Origin of the sequence: Mycobacterium sp. IEC1808 (assembly GCF_002101935.1) — a bacterium.
Taxonomy (GTDB): Bacteria; Actinomycetota; Actinomycetes; order Mycobacteriales; family Mycobacteriaceae; genus Mycobacterium.
In genome coordinates this window covers 1-16,865 of sequence record NZ_LQPV01000007.1, presented here as the reverse complement: position 1 = coordinate 16,865, position 16,865 = coordinate 1, and the positions used below count along the sequence as shown (strand labels likewise).

16 protein-coding genes are annotated in these 16,865 nt (G+C 70.7%); 3 read left to right on the top strand and 13 right to left on the bottom strand.

Features of this window, described 5'->3' with window-relative positions:
- Positions 1–143 precede the first annotated feature (143 nt).
- Entirely contained in the window at positions 144–521 is a 378-nt protein-coding gene (locus AWB92_RS05275; RefSeq protein WP_241523369.1) for a PH domain-containing protein, read from the top strand.
- Between the two features lie 3 nt (positions 522–524).
- Here AWB92_RS05275 and AWB92_RS05270 read toward each other — a convergent pair whose 3' ends face one another.
- A complete protein-coding gene (locus AWB92_RS05270) occupies positions 525–1,385 on the bottom strand; it encodes a DoxX family protein (protein WP_085184379.1) in 861 nt (286 codons plus the stop codon).
- 219 nt (positions 1,386–1,604) lie between these two features.
- Between AWB92_RS05270 and AWB92_RS05265 the strand changes: the two genes are divergently transcribed.
- Positions 1,605–2,726 carry a sorbosone dehydrogenase family protein gene (locus AWB92_RS05265; RefSeq protein ID WP_068102085.1) on the top strand — a complete coding sequence of 374 codons (1,122 nt, stop codon included), beginning with the start codon at positions 1,605–1,607 and terminating at the stop codon, positions 2,724–2,726.
- Here the strand turns inward: AWB92_RS05265 and AWB92_RS05260 are convergent.
- The 6 genes from AWB92_RS05260 to gatC form a co-directional block, all read right to left on the bottom strand.
- Positions 2,723–3,262 (bottom strand): flavin reductase family protein, encoded by a 540-nt coding sequence (locus tag AWB92_RS05260; protein WP_085184418.1) that lies wholly within the window; start codon positions 3,260–3,262, stop codon positions 2,723–2,725. The genes AWB92_RS05265 and AWB92_RS05260 overlap by 4 nt on opposite strands.
- 32 nt (positions 3,263–3,294) lie before the next feature.
- A complete protein-coding gene (gene gatB / locus AWB92_RS05255) occupies positions 3,295–4,806 on the bottom strand; it encodes an Asp-tRNA(Asn)/Glu-tRNA(Gln) amidotransferase subunit GatB (RefSeq protein WP_085184378.1) in 1,512 nt (503 codons plus the stop codon).
- A 182-nt stretch (positions 4,807–4,988) separates the two neighbouring features.
- Positions 4,989–6,137 (bottom strand): MinD/ParA family protein, encoded by a 1,149-nt coding sequence (locus AWB92_RS05250; protein WP_085184377.1) that lies wholly within the window; start codon positions 6,135–6,137, stop codon positions 4,989–4,991.
- 128 nt (positions 6,138–6,265) lie between these two features.
- A complete protein-coding gene (locus tag AWB92_RS05245; protein ID WP_068102091.1) occupies positions 6,266–7,297 on the bottom strand; it encodes an ATP-dependent 6-phosphofructokinase in 1,032 nt (343 codons plus the stop codon).
- A gap of 54 nt (positions 7,298–7,351) precedes the next feature.
- Positions 7,352–8,839, bottom strand: coding sequence for an Asp-tRNA(Asn)/Glu-tRNA(Gln) amidotransferase subunit GatA (gene gatA, locus AWB92_RS05240; protein WP_085184376.1), 1,488 nt, complete (start codon positions 8,837–8,839; stop codon positions 7,352–7,354).
- A complete protein-coding gene (gatC, locus tag AWB92_RS05235; protein ID WP_067153317.1) occupies positions 8,836–9,135 on the bottom strand; it encodes an Asp-tRNA(Asn)/Glu-tRNA(Gln) amidotransferase subunit GatC in 300 nt (99 codons plus the stop codon). Before gatC ends, gatA begins: the two co-directional genes overlap by 4 nt.
- A gap of 151 nt (positions 9,136–9,286) precedes the next feature.
- On the opposite strand from gatC, the gene AWB92_RS05230 reads away from it, so the two are divergent.
- Entirely contained in the window at positions 9,287–9,943 is a 657-nt protein-coding gene (locus tag AWB92_RS05230) for an amino acid-binding protein (RefSeq protein ID WP_142281947.1), read from the top strand.
- Between the two features lie 5 nt (positions 9,944–9,948).
- On the opposite strand, the gene AWB92_RS05225 is transcribed toward AWB92_RS05230, so the two are convergent.
- The 6 genes from AWB92_RS05225 to AWB92_RS30165 all read right to left on the bottom strand — a co-directional run.
- Positions 9,949–10,623 carry a DUF5995 family protein gene (locus AWB92_RS05225; RefSeq protein ID WP_085184374.1) on the bottom strand — a complete coding sequence of 225 codons (675 nt, stop codon included), beginning with the start codon at positions 10,621–10,623 and terminating at the stop codon, positions 9,949–9,951.
- Positions 10,620–11,744: a cystathionine gamma-lyase gene (locus AWB92_RS05220; protein ID WP_085184373.1), complete on the bottom strand. Its 1,125-nt coding sequence runs from the start codon at positions 11,742–11,744 to the stop codon at positions 10,620–10,622. Before AWB92_RS05220 ends, AWB92_RS05225 begins: the two co-directional genes overlap by 4 nt.
- Entirely contained in the window at positions 11,741–13,819 is a 2,079-nt protein-coding gene (ligA, locus tag AWB92_RS05215; protein ID WP_085184372.1) for an NAD-dependent DNA ligase LigA, read from the bottom strand. Before ligA ends, AWB92_RS05220 begins: the two co-directional genes overlap by 4 nt.
- 194 nt (positions 13,820–14,013) lie before the next feature.
- The gene (locus AWB92_RS05210; RefSeq protein WP_085184371.1) at positions 14,014–14,331 is read right to left on the bottom strand and encodes a metalloregulator ArsR/SmtB family transcription factor; all 318 of its coding nucleotides are present in this window, start codon (positions 14,329–14,331) and stop codon (positions 14,014–14,016) included.
- Positions 14,328–14,813 (bottom strand): SRPBCC family protein, encoded by a 486-nt coding sequence (locus tag AWB92_RS05205; protein WP_085184370.1) that lies wholly within the window; start codon positions 14,811–14,813, stop codon positions 14,328–14,330. The genes AWB92_RS05210 and AWB92_RS05205 overlap by 4 nt, the downstream gene beginning before the upstream one ends.
- 76 nt (positions 14,814–14,889) lie before the next feature.
- Positions 14,890–16,865, bottom strand: a 1,976-nt coding sequence (locus AWB92_RS30165) for a PGRS repeat-containing protein (RefSeq protein ID WP_193791387.1), incomplete at its 5' end; no start/stop codon positions are given.

Genomic DNA, 16,865 nt, shown 5'->3' with positions numbered 1-16,865 from the left:
CTCAACAGTCAAATCCGGGGTCCAGTGCGCAGCCACGGCTTTCCCGTGTGCATTCCTGGTGGCGACACACCGGGACCGTCGCCGCCTGTTCACACTCGGCAGCGGGCCGCGGGAAGGCCGGCGCGCGGTGAAATGATGTTCCAGTGGCTACCGATTCCCCCGTGGTGATCAAGGTGTCGCCGATGGCGCACTTCGCCGTCGGGTTCTTCACCCTCGGCTTGCTGATACCGGTGCTGGCCTGGCCGGTATCCGCGCCGCTGCTGATCATCCCGGTGGTGTTGTCCGCGTTGGTCATCCGGCTGCGCACGGTCGCCGACGAGCGGGGCCTGACCGTTCGGACGTTGCTGGCGAGCAGGACGGTGCGCTGGGAAGAGATCGACGGGCTGCGCTTCCACCGCGGTTCCTGGGCGCGCGCCCGCCTGAAAAGCGGTGCGGAGCTGCGCCTGCCGGCGGTTACATTCGCCACGCTGCCGCAGCTGACCGAGGTAAGCGCGGGACGGGTGCCCAACCCCTACCGATGAGGGTCAGCCGATCGGGTTGACCCCGTTGAGCGTGACCCAGACCGCGACGCCGGCGGCGATGCCGGCCAGCAGGGCGACGAACGACCCGATGAAGGGGCGGTGGGCCCAACCCCGGCCGGCGTCCAAGCCGTAGCGGCCCGGTCCGCACAGGATCACCGCAACGGCCAGGACGATCAGGGTGATCTGGTATTCGTGCCCCTGCGGCAGGAAGTAGGCGAAGGCGTGCGACCGCGCGCCGCCCGACACGGTGGCCAGCAGTTCGTTGATCAGGAACGCCAGTGCGCCCGCCGCGGCCACCGGGGTGAACAGGCCCAAGATCAGCAGCACCGCCGCAACGATCTCGCCGCCCGCGCTGACGTAGGCGAGGATGTCGGCGTGGTGGTAGCCGACGTCGGACAGCGAATTCTTCAGGCCGGTCAGGCCGCCGCCGCCCCACCAGCCGAACAGCTTCTGCAGCCCGTGGGCCCCCAACACCACGCCGAGCCCGACCCGCAGCACCAGCAAACCCAGATTCTGGGTGCCGCGCTTGCCGATCTCGCGGTGACGCTCGTCCTCGTCCTTGTCCCCGTCGATCTGGGCCGGCTCGGTCGCGGAGATGGGCATCGGCTGCGCCGTCGACGCCGGCTGCACGTACGGCAGCGGCTCCTGCTGATCGAGGAGGTGGTATCCGCCGGCCCCGGGGGCACCCGCCGCAGCGGGGTCGACGTAGGGGATGACGGTGGTGTTTCCGAAGTCGCCCGGATACCCGACCGGCGTCAGGTCATCCTCGGGGTCGACCAAGCGCGCCGAGGCCGGGCGCCCCGCGAGCGGCTCCGAGGATTCGCCCGGACGGCTCCAATGTGCGTCATTCGATTGACTGGTCACGGGTGTCAGGGTAAGGGCAAACGCGCCTGAATCGGGGATTTGAGCGGCCCTTTCGCCGGTTAGTCCGCCAAAACGCCCCGGATTGGCCCCAAATCGCCTTTTCCGCCCCTCCGCGCGGCCAAAAAAGCGTCAAATCGGCGCCTCACCGGCACACCTTCCGTGGCCGGACCCGGGCAGGCGTGTGGCGGCGGTGCCCGCCCAGTCCGTAGCCTGTCGATCATGCGGATACGGGGCTCGGTTCGCGGCGGTCTGGCCGCGCTGTCCGCGGTCGTGCTGGTCGCGAGCGGGTGCGCGCGGTTCAACGACGCCCAATCCCAGCCCTTCACGACCGCCCCCGAACTCAAGCCCCAGCCCAGCTCGACGCCTCCCCCGCCGCCGCCGCTGCCGCCGACGCCCTTCCCGAAAGTGTGCCCCGCGCCGGGAGTCATGCAGGGCTGCCTGGAGAGCACCAGCGGCCTGATCATGGGCCCCGACAGCAAAACCGCGCTGGTCGCCGAACGCACCACCGGCGCCGTCAAGGACATCTCGGTCAACGCCGAGCCGAAGGTGAAGGTCGTCATCCCCGTCGACCCGTCCGGTGACGGCGGGCTGATGGACATCGTGCTGTCGCCCACCTATCAGCAGGACCGCCTGATGTACGCCTACATCAGCACGCCCACCGACAACCGGGTCATCCGCGTGGCCGACGGCGACATCCCGAAGGATATCCTGACCGGGATCCCCAAGGGCGCCACCGGCAACACCGGCGCGCTGATCTTCACCAGCCCGACCACGCTGGTCGTGATGACCGGCGACGCGGGCAACCCGGCGATGGCCGCCGACCCCAAGTCGCTGGCCGGCAAGGTGCTGCGCATCGAGCAGCCGACCACCATCGGCCAGGCCCCGCCGACGACCGCGCTGTCCGGGGTGGGCTCCGGCGGCGGCATGTGCATCGACCCCGTCGACGGCTCGCTGTATGTCGCCGACCGCACCCCGACCGCCGACCGCCTGCAGCGCATCACCAAGACCTCCGAGGTCTCCACCGTGTGGACGTGGCCGGACAAGCCCGGCGTCGCGGGCTGCGCGGCGATGGACGGGACCGTGCTGGTGAACCTGATCAACACCAAGCTGACGGTGGCGGTGCGGCTCGCGCCGAAGACCGGCGCGGTCACCGGCGAACCCGACGTCGTCCGCAAGGACACCCACGCGCACGCGTGGGCGCTGCGGATGTCGCCGGACGGAAACGTCTGGGGCGCAACGGTTAACAAGACCGCCGGGGACGCCGAGAAGCTCGATGACGTGGTGTTCCCGTTGTTCCCGCAGGGCGGCGGCTTCCCGCGCAACAACGACGACAAAACCTAAACGGGCCCCTCCAGGGTGAACCTCAGGCCGTATTTGCGCGGCTCGGCGGCCGGCTTGTGCAGGACGAACCGCTCGGGCGCGACCTGGCCCGGTTCCATCTCGTCGAGATCGGAAAGGTAGAGCACGTCCTCGTAGGAATCAGGAACCCATCCGGCGACGGGTTCGACGATGAAGGCGACGTGATCCCCGATATCGATCCAATGCGCGGTCCTGCCGACGAACCAGGCAATCGCCTCGTCGAGTATGGGCATCCCGTGCGGCCCGACGCGCCACGAGCAGCGACCGAATCTGTCGGCCTGGTCGTCGGTTTCGCCGTCGAACAGCTCCGCCAGGGCGACCTGGTGCTGCGCCAGCACGTGCACCGCCAGGTGCTCGGATTGGCGGGCCCCGTCGCAGGTGGGGCTGCTGCGCGGCATCACGACCATGAAGCTCGGTGGCTGCACGCTGGTTTGGGTGGCGAAACTGATCAGGCAACCCGACGGCTGATTGTCGGCCTGGGTGGTCACGACGAACACCGGGCTGTCCAGCATGGCCATCAGGTCGTCGAACACCGGCGCGGCCGTCCCGGTCAGCCCTGACCGCAGGCGGCCAGCACGAGCTCCCGGACCCGGGCCGCGTCGGCCTGTCCGCGAGTGGCCTTCATCACCGCGCCGACGATCGCGCCGGCCGCGGCCACCTTGCCGCCGCGAATCTTCTCGGCGACATCCGGATTGGCGGCCAGCGCCTCGTCGACGGCGGCCTGCGTCACCGAGTCGTCACGCACCAGCGCCAGGCCGCGGGCGGTCATCACCTGCTCAGGTTCGCCCTCCCCGGCCAGCACACCCTCGACGACCTGGCGGGCCAGCTTGTTGGACAGCTTGCCCTCGTCGACCAGCGCGATCACCGCGGCGACCTGAGCGGGCGTGATGGCCAGCTCGTCCAATTCGAGATCGGCCTGATTGGCCTTCTGCACCAGGAAGTTTCCCCACCAAGCGCGGGCCTGCTCGCTCGACGCGCCGTGCTTGACGGTCTCGGTGACCAGTTCGACGGCACCGGCGTTGACCAGATCGCGCATGACCTCGTCGGAAACGCCCCACTCCTGCTGAATTCGCTTGCGGCTCAACCAGGGTAACTCGGGGATGGTCTGCCGCAGCTGCTCGACCAACTCGCGGCTGGGCGCGACCGGCTCGAGGTCGGGTTCCGGGAAGTAGCGGTAGTCCTCGGCGGTTTCCTTGGTACGACCGGGGCTGGTGTACCCGGACTCGTGAAAGTGCCTGGTTTCCTGGGTGATCCGTCCGCCGGACACGAGGATGGCGCCCTGGCGCTGCATTTCGTACCGCACGGCAACCTCGACGCTGCGCAGCGAGTTGACGTTCTTCGTCTCGGTCCGGGTCCCGAACTCGGTCGCCCCCGTCGGTTTCAGCGACACGTTGGCGTCACAACGCATCGAGCCCTGATCCATCCGGACGTCGGATACGCCCAAGGTGCGCAACAGGTCTCGTAGCGCGGTGACGTAGGACCGGGCGATCTGCGGGGCCCGGGCGCCCGCTCCCACGATCGGCTTGGTGACGATTTCGATCAACGGCACGCCGGCCCGGTTGTAGTCGATCAGCGACGTCGTCGCGCCGTGGATGCGGCCGGTCTCGCTACCGATGTGGGTGAGCTTGCCGGTGTCTTCCTCCATGTGGGCGCGCTCGATTTCCACCCGCCAGGTGGAGCCGTCTTCCAGCGGCGCCTCCAGGTAGCCGTTGATCGCGATCGGCTCGTCGTACTGCGAAATCTGGTAGTTCTTGGGCATGTCCGGGTAGAAGTAGTTCTTCCGGGCGAAGCGACACCAGGGCACGATCTCGCAATTCAGCGCCAGCCCGATCCGGATCGCCGACTCCACCGCGGCCTGGTTGAGCACCGGCAGCGAGCCCGGCAACCCGAGGCACACCGGGCACACCTGGGTGTTGGGTTCGGCGCCGAATGTGGTGGAACAACCGCAGAACATCTTGGTCGCGGTGGACAGCTCGACGTGCACCTCGAGGCCGAGCACGGGGTCGAAACGTGCGACGACCTCGTCGTAGTCGAGCAACTCGGGACCGGCGGCAACACTCATGCCGTCGATCGTAGTGGTGATCGCGAGCGCGGCGAAGCCGGGCGAAGCGGGTCACCACCCATCGGGGTAGTGGTGATCGCGAGCGCGGCGAAGCCGGGCGAAGCGGGTCACCACCCATCGGGGTAGTGGTGATCGCGAGCGCGGCGAAGCCGGGCGAAGCGGGTCACCACCCATCGGCACAGCTAGAACCCGGGCGGCCTTCGGCTTGCCCCGAGCCGGAGCCCTTGCTCCATGCCCGTGCCGGGGAACATGTCGGCCAACGCGGCCGCCATCTCCAGATAGCTGCGCCGGCTTTCCCTGCTGAGCCGGTCCAGGCCGATCTCCTTGCCGTCATGCACGTGCCGATCGAACGGCAGCACGACGGTGGCGGCCACGCGGGCGGACAACGCGTCGAGCTCCTTGGCGGCGACGACGGCCACCTTGCCGGCCTCGACATGGTTGATCGCCAGCACGGTCCGCGCCATCAAGCGCTGATATCCCTTGTTGCGCAACAGGTCTAGCGTGGTCCTGGTCTTGCGTATCGCATCGATGGAGGTGCTGGTGACCACCACCAGCGCGCACGACGCCGGCAGCACGGCGTCCATCACGGACGAATTGACCGCCTTGACACAGTCCACCAACACCACCGAATAGTGCTTGCGCAGAATCGAAAAGGTCCTGACGACGTCGTGGCGCTCCAGCCGCCAATCGGTGCGCGCGTAGTCCGGCAGCCCGAGCACCTCCAGCCCGAAGCTGTTCATGTAGGTGTGCGCCCGCACATCCGAATAGTGGGTGGCCGCGCCGTCCCGCAACAGATCGGCCATGCTCAGCGGGTTGCGGCGGCCGTGGCGCTCGGCCAAGTCGCCGGCGTCGATGTCCACGGCGATCACCTTGTCGTCGCGGACGGCGGCGAAGGTGGAGCCCAGTGCCTCGACGACGACGGTCTTGCCGACGCCGCCCTTGAGGTTGAGCACCGCGATGGGGAACGCGCCGCCCAGCGGAGCGCGGATGCGCTCCCGTAGCTCCCGCTCGTATGCCGAACCTTTGCCCCGGCCGAGGTTGATTCCGGTAAGGCGCCGGACCAGGTCTCGCCAGTCAAACCCGGCGGAGTCCTGGGTCTCCTGCGGTTCGAGGCTGTCGAGGGCCGTCCCGCCGACGGTCAGCTCCGGGCGCGACCGCGGGGGGACCAGCCGCGCCGGTGCCGGCGCGGTCGGCGGGGGCTGTGGCGGCCGGGGCACGGTGGCAGACGTCCAATTGGCATCGTCGCGACCGCGCGGCGGCGGCCGCTGACGGTCTCGCGGGCCCGACCCCGGCTGGCGAACGGCTCCGCGAATCGAACCGCGGTTGCTCATAGCAGACGGTATAACCGCTTCGAGCTGGCAGAAAACCACGACAATCGCGGCGACCTGGCGTGAGCTGCCGGGTTCGGCGGCAAATTCAGTCGGCCGTCAATTCGCTGCCACCCACCGTTCGTTAACGCTTAGCCGAAGAAGGCGGCCGCGTCGTCGTAGCGGCTCTCGGGCACCAGCTTGAGTTGGCGGGTGGCGTCGGCCAGCGACACCCGGCCGATGTCCTGGCCCCGCAGCGAGACCATCTGCCCGTACTCGCCCGCGTGGGCGGCATCGGCGGCGTTGACGCCGAACCGGGTCGCCAGCACCCGGTCGTACGCGGTCGGGGTGCCGCCGCGCTGGACGTGGCCCAGCACGGTCACCCGGACCTCCTTGTTGATCCGCTTCTCCACCTCGGCGCCGAGTTGCGCGGCGACGCCGGTGAACCGCTCGTGGCCGAACTCGTCAATCCCGCCCTCGCGCAACGTGATTGAATCGGCGATCGGCTTGGCGCCCTCCGCGACCACGCAGATGAAGTGCGAATCCCCGCGCTGGAAGCGGCGTTTGACGAGCCGGCACACGTCCTCGACGTCGAAGGGCTGCTCGGGGATCAGCGTCATGTGCGCGCCGGACGCCAGCCCGGCGTTCAACGCGATCCATCCCGCGTGCCGGCCCATCACCTCCACCAGCATCACCCGCTGATGGGATTCGGCCGTGGAATGCAACCGATCGATGGCGTCGGTGGCCACCGTCAGCGCGGTGTCGTGCCCGAAAGTCACGTCGGTGCAATCGATGTCGTTGTCGATGGTCTTCGGCACGCCGACCACGGGAACGTTCTCCTCGGACAGCCAGTGCGCAGCGGTCAGCGTGCCCTCGCCGCCGATCGGAATCAGCACGTCGATGCCGTTGTCGTCGAGGGTCTGCTTGATCTGGTTCAGCCCGGCCCGAAGTTTGTCAGGGTGCACGCGGGCGGTGCCCAGCATCGTTCCGCCCTTGGCGAGCAGGCGGTCGTTGCGGTCGTCGTTTTGCAACTGGATGCGCCGGTTCTCCAGCAGCCCGCGCCATCCGTCCTGGAATCCGACCACCGACGATCCGTATCGCGAGTCGCAGGTGCGCACCACCGCCCGGATGACGGCGTTGAGCCCGGGACAGTCGCCGCCCCCGGTGAGAATTCCGATCCGCATCTGTTCATCTTGCCCGCATGGGCCCCGGATGGCGCGACCTGGCGCAAATTGCCGCTAGACGGTGGCCGCGCTAGGCAGCGTCCCGCGGGCCGCCTCGTAGGCGGCGCCCACCCGGTACAAGCGGTCGTCGGCCAACGCGGGGGCCATGATCTGCAGCCCGACCGGCAGGCCGTCGTCCGGGGACAGCCCGGACGGCACCGACATGCCGCAGTGGCCGGCCAGGTTCAGCGGCAGCGTGCAAAGGTCGAACAGATACATAGCCAGCGGATCGTCGACCTTCTCCCCCAGCGGGAACGCCGTGGTCGGGGTCGCCGGCGACACCACCACGTCGACGGCTTCGTAGGCCCGGTCGAGGTCGCGCGCGATCAGTGTGCGGACCTTCTGCGCCTGGTTGTAGTACGCGTCGTAATAGCCGGCGGACAGCGCGTAGGTGCCGATCATGATGCGCCGCTTGACCTCCGGGCCGAAGCCGGCCGCGCGGGTCAGCGCCATGACCTCCTCGGCGGAATGCGTGCCGTCGTCGCCCACCCGCAGGCCGTAGCGCATCGCGTCGAAGCGGGCCAGGTTGCTGGACACCTCGGACGGCAGGATCAGGTAGTAGGCGGCCAGCGCGTGATCGAAGTGCGGGCAGTCGACTTCGCTGACTTCGGCGCCCAGCTCGGTCAACTGCTCGACGGCGGCCTCGAACGACGTCAGGACCCCGGCCTGGTAGCCCTCGCCGCGCAGCTGCCGAACGACGCCGACGCGCACGCCGCGCAAATCACCGCCCGCGCCGGCCCTGGCGGCGCCGACGACGTCGGGCACCTCGGCGTCGACGGACGTCGAATCGCGGACGTCGTGCCCGGCGATCACCTGGTGCAGCAGGGCGGTGTCCAGCACCGTGCGGGCGCACGGGCCGCCCTGATCCAGCGACGACGCGCAGGCGATCAGCCCGTAGCGCGACACCGTGCCGTAGGTGGGCTTGACGCCGACGGTCGCGGTCAGCGCGGCCGGCTGGCGGATGGAGCCCCCGGTGTCGGACCCGATGGCCAGCGGGGCCTGGAACGCGGCGAGCGCGGCCGCGCTGCCGCCGCCGGAACCTCCGGGCACCCGGTCGGTGTCCCACGGGTTGCGGGTGGGGCCGTAGGCGGAGTTCTCCGTCGACGAGCCCATCGCGAACTCGTCCATGTTGGTCTTGCCCAGGATCGGGATGCCGGCCGCGCGCAACCGCGCGGTGACGGTCGCGTCGTAGGGGGAACGCCAGCCCTCCAGGATCTTGGAGCCGCAGGTGGTGGGCATGTCGACCGTGGTGAACACGTCCTTGAGCGCCAGCGGCACCCCGGCCAGCGCCGACGGCAGCGGCTCGCCGGCGGCCACCGCGTCGTCCACGGCAGCCGCGGCGGCCAGCGCCTCGTCGGCCGCGACGTGCAAAAACGCGTGGTACCGGTCGTCGGTCGCCTCGATCTGGTCCAGGCAGGCCCGGGTGATCTCGGTGGACGAGAGCTCCCCGGCGGCGACCTGGTCGGCCAGCGTCGCGGCGTCGGAGCGGACGATATCGGTCACTCGGCGTCCCCCAGGATCTGCGGCACCGCGAAGCGGCCGTCGACGGCTTCGGGCGCCTCGGCCAGCGCCTCGGCCTGCGTCAGGCACGGCGTCCGCTCGTCCGGGCGGGTGACGTTGACGTCTTTGAGCGGGTTGTCGGTCGCTTCGACGCCGGTGACATCGACCGATTGGACCTGGCTGACGTGGGTGAGGATGGCGTCGAGCTGGCCGGCGAAACTGTCCAGCTCGGCATCGGTCAGCGCCAGCCGGGCCAGCCGGGCAAGGTGCGCCACGTCGTCGCGGGAGATCTGGGACACGACCGGAAAGCCTAGCCCGGCGACGATGCGCGCCGCAGAGCGGCGGGAGGAGGCGGCGGGCGATCAGACCCCGTCGGGGGCAGGACGCGGGCTTCACGCCGCCGTCCCAGCCGAAATGCCGCGGATACATTGCTGTGCCAAAGTGTTGGCCGTGCCGTCGTATCTGTTGCGCATCGAGCTAGCCGACCGCCCGGGCAGCCTGGGCTCGCTGGCCGTCGCGCTCGGTTCGGCGGGCGCCGACATCCTGTCGCTCGACGTGGTGGAGCGCAGCTCGGGTTATGCGATCGACGACCTGGTCATCGAGCTGCCGCCGGGGGCGATGCCGGACCGGCTGATCACCGCCGCGGAATCACTGCCCAACGTCCGCGTGGACAGCGTCCGCCCGCACACCGGGCTGCTGGAGGCGCACCGCGAGCTGGAGCTGCTCGACCACGTCGCCGCCGCGGGCGACGACGCGTCGAGACTGAAGGTCCTGGTCAACGAGGCGCCCAAGGTGCTGCGGGTCAGCTGGTGCACGGTGTTGCGCAGTTCACACGGGGAACTGGAACGCCTCGCCGACAGCCCAGGGTGCCCGGAAACCAAGGCCGATTCCGCCCCCTGGCTGCCGATCGAACGCGCGGCGGCGCTCGACCATACCGCCGAGTGGGTGCCGCAGGCGTGGCGCGACATGGACACCACGATGGTCGCGGCGCCGCTGGGCGACCCGCACACGGCGGTAATGCTTGGCCGTCCGGGCCCGGAATTCCGGCCCTCGGAGGTCGCCCGGCTGGGCTATCTGGCCGGCATCGTGGCGACGATGCTGCGCTGAGGCGTTCAGGTCAGCGGGGTCAGCAACAGCCGGGAACCCATCCCCACCGTGCGGGCCAGCCCCGCGGCATAAGCGTCGAACAACCCCCTGACCCGTCGCAGCTCCCACATCGTCTGCATGGTCAGCCACGCGAAATCGCGCGCCTTCGCGATGTCCCACGAGGTGATCAGGTGCGCGACCGGCTCGAGGTGATCGTCGATCGACCTCTCCACGTCGTCAAGGAAGGACCGCCGGATCTCGGCCTCGACGCTGGCGAGGACATCGTTGATCTTCTCGTAGTCCGCGTGCACGCCCTCGCTGTCCGGCGTGCACCGGCGCGCGGCACACGTCGCGATCACGGCGAGCGGCAGGTCGTGCTCGATGTGTGCGTTCATGCCGGCAAGCGCGAACTGAATCGGCAGGATTCCCTTGCTGCCTCGGGCGGCGAACAGCGGCGCCCACGCCTTGGGCTTGGCCCCGGCGGCGTCGTATGCGTCGAACCAGTAACCGGCGAAGCGGACGTCGAGGTCGGTGACGAACGCCTCGTCGTGGAACACGCCCTTCGTCGCGAGCCGGTCCGCCATCATCTCGGTCACTCGCAGGTAGACGCCGTTGAACACCTCGGCACCGTCATCGGGCGGCAGTTGTGCCGCGATGGCCCGCATGCGCGCGACCACGTCGGCAACGGAGGTTGGGCTCATCCGCCCATCACAGCAGACGCCGCGAGCGACCGCTCGATGTCGGCAACCAGGTCGTCGGTGTCTTCGATGCCCAGCGAGAGGCGCGCGAATCCGGCGGCGACGCGGTCACCCCACCGTGCCCGGCGATCCACCGAGGTGTGCATGCCGCCGAAGCTGGTGGACGCGATCAGCAGCTCGGACCCGTCCACCAGTGCCCGCACCGCGGCCGCGTCGGCCAACTCGAATGAGACCAGGGACCCGAACCGCCGCATCTGCGCGACGGCCACCGGGTGCGCCGGGTCCTCAACCAGCCCCGGGTAACGCACGGCTCGTACCGACGGATGGCTGGCCAGCATCGTCGCCACCGCTTGCGCATTCCGGCACTGGCGGTCGAATCGCAGCCCGGCGCTTCCCAGGCTGCGCAGCAGCAGCCACGCCTCGAAGCCGCCCAGGATCGCACCGGCGAGCAGCCGATGGCGTTCGACCGCGGCGATCAACTCGGGCTGGTTGGTCGCCACGTAACCGGCCAGCAGGTCACTGTGCCCCGAGAGTCCCTTGGTGGCGCTGGCCACCACCAGGTCGGCGCCCAGCGCCAGGGGGCACTGACCGAAAGGTGTTGCCGCGGTGTTGTCGACGATCAACCGCGCCCCGCGAGCTTGGCACACGGTGGCCAACCGCTGGAGGTCGATCACATCCAGCGCGGGGTTGGTGGGGGTTTCGGCCAGTACCACGTCCGCGCCGGCCGCCGCGTCGTGGATTTGCGAACTCGACGCCTCGATCACCGAAACACCCGCGGGCGCAAGGTGTTCCGCTGCATACTGGCGCACCTGATAGTAGCCGTCGGACGGCACCACCAAGGCCGTCCCGGGACGGGCCAGTGCGCACAGTGCGGCACTGATGGCCGCCATGCCCGAGCTGAACACCACCGCGCCGGCCGCTCCCTCCAGGGCGGCGAGGGCCGATTCCACTTGCCGCCAGGTCGCATTGGAGCTGCGGCCGTAGGCATCGAGATCAGCGGTTTCGTCGGCGGACAGGTGATAGGTGGAGGCCAGCACCGCCGGCGCCGCCACTCCCAGGCCGGCGACGGCCGGGGAGCTTACGGCCTTGACGCTGCGCGTCGAATCACCGTACGGACTGCTCACTCGTCGGCCCCGGAGGGCCCGTCGGCCAACAACTTTCGGAACCCGTCTTCGTCGAGGATCGGCACGCCCAACTCCACCGCCTTGTCGTACTTGGAGCCCGGCGAGTCGCCGGCGACGACGTAGTCGGTCTTCTTCGACACCGATCCCGCGGCCTTGCCGCCGCGCGACACGATCGCCTCCTTGGCGTCGTCGCGCGAAAAACCCGCCAGCGAACCGGTGACCACGATCGTCAGCCCCTCGAGGGTGCGCGGCACACTCGCGTCGCGTTCGTCGGCCATCCGCACCCCGGCCGCCCGCCATTTGTCCACAATCGCCCGGTGCCAGTCGACGGTGAACCATTCGGTGACGGCGGCGGCGATGGTCGGGCCGACGCCCTCCACCGCGGCCAGCTGCTCGGTGGACGCGACCTCGATCGCCTGCAGGTCGCCGAATTCGGTGGCCAGCGCGCGGCCGGCCGTCGGGCCCACGTGCCGGATCGACAACGCCACCAGCACCCGCCAGAGCGGCTTCGCCTTGGCCACATCGAGATTGGCCAGCAGCCGCGCGCCGTTGGCCGACAGCCCGCCGGCCTTCGTCCGGAACAGCTCGGTTCGCAAAAGGTCATCTTCGGTGAGGGCGAAGAGGTCGCCCTCGTCGGCGATCACGCCGGCCTGCAGCAGCGCGGTGGCGGCCTCGTAACCCAGTCCCTCGATGTCGAGCGCGCCGCGGCCCGCGACGTGAAAAACCCGCTCCCGCAACTGCGCCGGGCACGACCGCGCGTTGGGGCAGCGGATGTCGGCGTCGCCCTCCTTGGCCGGGGCAAGCGGGGTGCCGCATTCGGGACACGTTGTGGGCATGACGAATTCGCGTTCCGAGCCGTCGCGCAGGTCGACGATCGGGCCGAGCACCTCGGGAATGACGTCGCCGGCCTTGCGAATCACCACGGTGTCGCCGATCAACACGCCCTTGCGCTTGACCTCGGCGGCGTTGTGCAGCGTGGCCAGCCCCACCGTCGACCCCGCCACCTTGACCGGCGTCATGAACGCGAACGGTGTGACGCGCCCGGTCCGGCCGACGTTGACGCGGATGTCCAGGAGCTTGGTCTGCACCTCCTGGGGCGGGTACTTGTACGCGATCGCCCACCGGGGCGCCCGCGAGGTCGAGCCCAGCCTGCGCTGCAGCGCCACATCGTCGACTTTGACCACCACACCGTCGATTTCGTGATCCACGTCGTGGCGGTGTTCGCCCCAGTAGGTGATGCGCTCCAGTGCACCCGCCACGTTTTCCACCCGGGTGGTGTGCTCGGAGACGGGCAGGCCCCACGCGCCCAGCGCCAGGTAGGCGTCGTGCAGCGTGGCCGGGCGAAAGCCCTCGGTGTGCCCCACGCCGTGACAGACCATCCGCAGCCTGCGCCGCGCGGTGACCGCGGGGTCCTTTTGGCGAAGGGAGCCCGCGGCGCTGTTGCGCGGGTTGGCGAAGGGGGTCTTGCCGTCTTCGACCAGCGCGGCGTTGAGCGCCTCGAAGTCGTGCAGCCGGAAGAACACCTCGCCGCGCACCTCGAGAACCTTCGGCACCGGGTAGTCCTTGCCGGCTGTCAGCCGTTCCGGGACGTCGTCGATGGTTCTGGCGTTCAGCGTGACGTCCTCGCCGGTGCGGCCGTCGCCCCGCGTCGCCGCCCGGACCAGCCGACCGTCGCGATACACCAGCGACAGCGCGACACCGTCGATTTTGAGCTCGCACAGGTAGGGCACGTCGTCGCCGACCTCGGCGCGCACGCGCGCGGCCCACACCTCGAACTCCTCGGCGCTGAACACGTTGTCCAGGGACAGCATTCGCTCCAGGTGCTCGGCCTCGGTGAAATCAGTGGCGAAGCCGGCGCCGCCGACGAGCTGGGTCGGCGAATCGGGCGTGCGCAGTTCGGGATGCTGCTCCTCGAGCGCTTCGAGCCGCTTTAGGAGCTGGTCGAACTCCGCGTCGGAGATGATCGGGGCGTCGCGCACGTAGTAACGAAACTGGTGTTCGCGCACCTCGTCGGCCAGTTCCCGCCATTGCCGCCGAACGTCGGGCGCAACCGGGTCAGCTTCGGCTGAAGTCACCTTCGCAGGTTATCGAAGGGGACCGACGCCAGCCTGCGGCGCGTCGGTCACATCTGCCACACCTGCCTCTCCGAGAGCCGGCACCCCTTGTGCCCGCCTCATAGCGACAATTCGCGAGCCCGACGCTGGCCGAGTCAGTAGTCGCTGTGAGGCGGGCACTACCGCACATCCCGCCGAGCTGTGACCGGAGTGACTCACTCCTCTTCCACGAACGCCCGCAACCGCTCAACCGCGGCATCCCAACGCCGCGACAGCTGGTCGAGGTAGTCGCTGGCCTGGGCCAGCGGTTCGGTCCGCACCGTCCAGACGCGCTCGCGCCCGCGGCGGGCGCTGGTGACCACTCCCACGGATTCGAGCAGCGCCAGGTGCTTGCTGGCGGCTTGCCGAGTGACCGGAATGGCTTGGGTGACTTGCGATGTCGAGCACGGCCCGACGTCGCAGAGCCGCACGACGATGCGCAGCCTATTCGCGTCCCCCAGCGCGTCGAACAGCGGCGCGCCGACGGCGCTCATACCCGGGTGCCCTCCAGATACCGGCGCACCAGGTCGGTCTGCATGGCCCAGCCCTCGGAGTTGGCCTCGAACGCTGAAGCCCGACGCGCCGCCGGGATGGCGTCGAAACCAGACTCGGTGATCGTGAGCAGCACGCCGTCGGGCGTCTCGGCGAGGGTGAACTCGACCAGCGTGGTCGGCGCATCGTCCGCATCCGGCTCGCCCGCGCACGGCTGCCAGCGGTAGGCGAATCGCCGGCGCGGCTCGATCGCGACGATCTCCCACGTGGTGGTCACGCCGGCGTGTGGCTCCTGGCGCTTGGCGACCTCCTCGTCGACGGTGGTCGGGGCGATGGTGGCGGCGACCGGCTGCCCTGCGACGAACGGCCCGTCGAAGCGGACGCCGAACCAGCGCCCGAACTGCTCGGCGTCCGTGATGGCCCGCCACACCCGGTCCAGCGGCGCGCGCAACACGACCTGTTTCTGAATTTGATCAGTACTCATATGCAACCTACTGGTTGCCTTTTAGGCTGCCACAACCCAGGCCGAAGCGCAACCGTTTAGTTGCGTATGGCGTTTGTTAGGTCAAACCGTCCGAACCGTTTTCACCGAAGATGCCCAACGGCCCGCCGATGCCGGCGGTGCCGGTGCCCGCGGGGCCGATGCCCGCGTTGCCGCCGTTGCCGCCGTCGCCGATCCCCGCGGCCCCGCCGCCATTACCGCCGGCGCCCCCGACACCAGTGACGCCACCAGAGAAGCCGCCAGTCCCGCCCGCGCCGCCGGCGCCGCCGTCGCCCAGCAGCTGACCGGCGTGCCCGCCGGACCCGCCATTACCCGCGACAGTCCTGCCGTGGCCGCCGAGCCCACCGGCGCCGCCGAAGCCGACCAGGCCGGCGTCGCCGCCGGCGCCGCCGGCGCCGCCGGTGGTCCCGCCCCCACCTTCACCGCCGACACCCGCGCTGGAGAACCACAGTCCGGCGTTGCCACCGTCTCCGCCATTGCCGCCGGTGCCGTTCAGCGAGGTGAATCCGCCGGATCCGCCGGCGCCGCCGCTGCCGAACAGCAGGCCGGCGTTACCGCCGTGCCCGCCGGCCCCGCCGGTTCCCGCTGTCCCGCCGAGCGCACCGGTTCCGCCGACGCCCCCGGCGCCGCCGGCGCCGGCGAGCAGACCGCCGCTGCCGCCCGCTCCGCCTGCCCCAGCGGCGGTGCCGACACCGGCCACGGTGGCCCCGCCGGCCCCTCCGTTGCCGCCGCCGGCATCGATCAATCCGCCCAGCAGGCCGCCGGACCCACCGGCACCGCCGGCCCCGGCCGTGCCGGCGTGGCTCAGCCCGCCCGCGCCGCCGTTGCCGCCGGCGCCGAACAGCCCGCCGGCCCCGCCGTTGCCGCCGGCCCCACTAGTGGCGCCGACACCGGTGTTGCCGCCCCCGCCGCCGACCCCGCCGTCACCCCACAGCAGGCCGCCGGCTCCTCCGGTGCCGCCGGCCCCGGCGGTGCCGGCGGCCGCAAACCCGCCCGCGCCCCCGGCGCCCCCGGTACCCATTAGCCCGGCCGCGCCTCCGGCACCACCGACGGCACCCGCGGAGCCGGACCCGCCCGCACCGCCGTCACCGAACAAGATCCCGCCGGCGCCACCGTTAAGACCGCTGCCCGCGGGCGCGTTGGCGCCATTGCCGATCAATGGCCGGCCCAGGAACTGCTCGGTGGGCGCGTTGATCGCCCCGAGCACCGACTGCGTCACCGCATGCCACGGCGAGGGGTTGACGGGAGCGTTGAACCCGTCGGCACCGAACGCCAGCCCACCGGCGCCCCCGTCACCGGTGCCGCCCGTCGTTGCGCCGAGGCCACCGTTGCCGCCATTGCCGCCGTCGCCCAACAGCACGGCGTTACCGCCGGCCCCACCGCTACCGCCGGCCGCCGCGACGCCACCATTGCCGCCCTCGCCGCCGGCACCGCCGCCACCGAAGAGCAGACCCGCCTGGCCGCCGTTGCCGCCGAGCCCGCCGCCGACCACGCCGCTCCCGCCCGCACCACCGACGCCGCCGTAACCGAACAGGCCGGCGTTGCCGCCGCCGCCGCCCGCTCCGCCGGAGCCGAGTACACCGGGGCCACCCGCGCCGCCGGCCCCGGCGCTGCCGAACAGCAACCCGCCGTTGCCGCCGAGGCCGCCGTTGCCACCTGTGAGCCCGCCGCCGCCGCCCGCACCGCCGGCGCCTCCATAGCCAAGGAGCGCGCCCGCGTTGCCGCCCTGACCCCCGGCGCCGCCCGTGCCGCCGTTGAGGTTGGCACCGCCGCCCTGACCGCCGAGGCCGCCACTGCCCCACACGAGGCCGCCCGCCCCGCCTGCACCGCCGGCACCAGCGGTCCCGTTGGCTGAGGCTCCTCCGCCGGTCCCACCATTGCCGCCCCCGGCGTCGAACAGTCCGCCGAACAGACCGCCGGCCCCGCCGGCACCACCCGCGCCGCCGAGGATGGTGCCGATTCCCCCGGCCCCCCCATTGCCGCCCGCGCCGAACAGACCGCCGGCCCCGCCGGCACCACCGACCCCGCCCGCAC

Excerpts from the sequence above, each read along its gene's own strand:
- AWB92_RS05265 (WP_068102085.1), top strand. The coding sequence starts at position 1,605 with ATGCGGATACGGGGCTCGGTTCGCGGCGGTCTGGCCGCGCTGTCCGCG.
- AWB92_RS05260 (WP_085184418.1), bottom strand. The coding sequence starts at position 3,262 with ATGGCCATGCTGGACAGCCCGGTGTTCGTCGTGACCACCCAGGCCGAC.
- gatB (WP_085184378.1), bottom strand. The coding sequence starts at position 4,806 with ATGAGTGTTGCCGCCGGTCCCGAGTTGCTCGACTACGACGAGGTCGTC.
- AWB92_RS05250 (WP_085184377.1), bottom strand. The coding sequence starts at position 6,137 with ATGAGCAACCGCGGTTCGATTCGCGGAGCCGTTCGCCAGCCGGGGTCG.
- AWB92_RS05245 (WP_068102091.1), bottom strand. The coding sequence starts at position 7,297 with ATGCGGATCGGAATTCTCACCGGGGGCGGCGACTGTCCCGGGCTCAAC.
- AWB92_RS05225 (WP_085184374.1), bottom strand. The coding sequence starts at position 10,623 with ATGAGCCCAACCTCCGTTGCCGACGTGGTCGCGCGCATGCGGGCCATC.
- AWB92_RS05210 (WP_085184371.1), bottom strand. The coding sequence starts at position 14,331 with ATGAGCGCCGTCGGCGCGCCGCTGTTCGACGCGCTGGGGGACGCGAAT.
- AWB92_RS05205 (WP_085184370.1), bottom strand. The coding sequence starts at position 14,813 with ATGAGTACTGATCAAATTCAGAAACAGGTCGTGTTGCGCGCGCCGCTG.